Here is a 2,575-nt window from a genome sequence, read left to right as displayed (position 1 = left end):
TCAATCTAGCCTTCAAGGAGGCTCGTTCGAAACGTCATGAATTCATGACCGTCGAACACCTGCTGCTGGCCCTATTGGATAATGAGGCTGCCGCCACCGTTTTGCGTGCCTGCGGCGCAAACCTCGACAAACTCAAGCATGACCTGCAGGAGTTCATCGACTCCACCACGCCATTGATCCCCGTTCATGACGAAGATCGCGAAACCCAGCCAACCCTGGGCTTTCAGCGTGTACTGCAACGTGCTGTTTTCCACGTACAGAGCTCGGGCAAACGCGAAGTGACTGGCGCCAACGTGCTGGTTGCAATCTTCAGTGAGCAAGAGAGTCAGGCAGTGTTTCTGCTGAAACAGCAGAGCGTTGCGCGCATCGATGTCGTCAACTACATCGCCCATGGCATTTCCAAAGTGCCGGGGCATGGCGATCACTCTGAAGGTGAACAAGATATGCAGGACGACGAGGGCGGTGAGTCTTCTTCTTCAGGCAATCCTCTGGATGCTTATGCCAGCAACCTCAACGAACTCGCGCGCCAGGGCCGTATCGACCCGCTGGTCGGCCGCGAATCGGAAGTCGAGCGTGTCGCGCAGATTCTCGCGCGTCGGCGTAAAAACAATCCGCTGCTGGTCGGTGAGGCAGGCGTGGGTAAAACCGCGATTGCCGAAGGCCTGGCCAAGCGCATTGTCGACAATCAGGTGCCTGATCTACTGGCCAACAGCGTCGTTTACTCCCTGGACCTCGGTGCTCTGCTCGCGGGCACCAAGTATCGCGGTGATTTCGAGAAGCGCTTCAAGGCGCTGCTCAATGAACTGAAAAAACGCCCGCAGGCGATCCTGTTCATCGACGAGATCCACACCATCATTGGTGCCGGCGCGGCGTCCGGTGGCGTCATGGATGCCTCGAACCTGCTCAAGCCGCTGCTGTCGTCTGGCGACATTCGCTGCATTGGTTCGACGACGTTCCAGGAATTCCGCGGCATCTTCGAGAAGGATCGTGCCTTGGCGCGTCGTTTCCAGAAGGTCGATGTCGTCGAGCCGTCGGTGGAAGACACCATCGGCATCCTGCGCGGCCTGAAAGGGCGTTTCGAGCAGCATCACAACATCGAATACAGCGACGAGTCGTTGCGCGCTGCCGCTGAACTGGCGTCGCGCTACATCAATGACCGGCATATGCCGGACAAGGCTATCGATGTGATCGACGAAGCGGGTGCCTATCAGCGTCTGCAACCGGTCGAAAAACGCGTGAAGCGCATTGAAGTGCCACAGGTCGAAGACATTGTGGCGAAGATTGCGCGGATTCCGCCGAAGCACGTCACCAGTTCCGACAAGGAACTGCTGCGTAACCTGGAGCGTGACCTGAAACTGACGGTGTTTGGTCAGGATGCAGCGATCGATTCGCTGTCGACTGCGATCAAGCTGTCCCGTGCCGGGCTTAAGTCGCCGGACAAGCCAGTCGGTTCGTTCCTGTTCGCAGGGCCGACCGGTGTCGGTAAAACCGAGGCTGCGCGGCAACTGGCCAAGGCGTTGGGGATCGAGCTGGTTCGTTTCGACATGTCAGAGTACATGGAACGTCACACCGTATCGCGTCTGATCGGTGCGCCTCCAGGCTACGTCGGTTTCGATCAGGGCGGTCTGTTGACCGAAGCGATCACCAAGCAACCGCATTGCGTATTGCTGCTCGATGAAATCGAGAAGGCGCATCCGGAAGTCTTCAACCTGCTGCTGCAGGTGATGGACCACGGCACGCTGACCGATAACAACGGGCGCAAGGCGGATTTCCGCAATGTGATCGTGATCATGACGACCAACGCCGGTGCCGAAACGGCGGCTCGTGCTTCGATCGGTTTCACTCATCAGGACCACTCGTCTGATGCGATGGAAGTGATCAAGAAGAGCTTCACGCCGGAATTCCGTAACCGTCTGGACACCATTATCCAGTTTGGTCGCCTCAGTCATGAGGTCATCAAAAGTGTGGTGGACAAGTTCCTCACCGAGCTTCAGGCGCAGCTGGAAGACAAGCGTGTGCTGCTTGAGGTTACCGATGCGGCGCGCAGTTGGCTGGCTGCGGGTGGTTATGACTCGGCAATGGGTGCACGTCCGATGGCGCGTCTGATTCAGGACAAGATCAAGCGTCCGCTGGCGGAGGAGATTCTGTTTGGCGAGCTGGCCGAGCATGGCGGTGTGGTGCACATCGACATCAAGGATGGTGAGCTGACGTTTGACTTTGAGACCACGGCTGAAATGGCCTGACGGCCTTGGATCAAGAGGGCGCCTTCGGGCGCCTTTTTGTTATTTGTCGTTTGGTTTTTTTGAGTGAATATCCGTTGCTGCGGTGATGGCTGCTTAGGGTTTCGCCCTTACGGCGAGTCACCTTTTCCAGACGCCGAAAAGGTAACCCAAAAGGCTTTACCCTGACGTACGGCCCTCGCTTAGGCTCGGGTTCCTTCGCTCCGGGATTGATCCGGGCGCATCGCCTACGGTTTGCTTCGCTGCACCTCCTCTCGATGCATTTGGCTGCGCCAAACGGTCGCTGCGCTCCCACGCCCGGATCAATCCCTCCACTCAGCCTTCCGACGGGCTCC

1 protein-coding gene is annotated in these 2,575 nt (G+C 57.9%); it reads left to right on the top strand.

Translation table 11 applies throughout. The features are described from left to right. On the top strand, window positions 1–2,243 hold a 2,243-nt coding region (clpA, locus tag ACIOWE_RS30030), incomplete at its 5' end, for an ATP-dependent Clp protease ATP-binding subunit ClpA (RefSeq protein WP_401398581.1). Window positions 2,244–2,575: the final 332 nt, after the last annotated feature.

Origin of the sequence: Pseudomonas sp. NPDC087598 (assembly GCF_044743525.1) — a bacterium.
GTDB lineage: Bacteria > Pseudomonadota > Gammaproteobacteria > Pseudomonadales > Pseudomonadaceae > Aquipseudomonas.
Note: the sequence above shows the minus strand (reverse complement) of the source record. Positions and strands in the feature narration are given on the sequence as shown.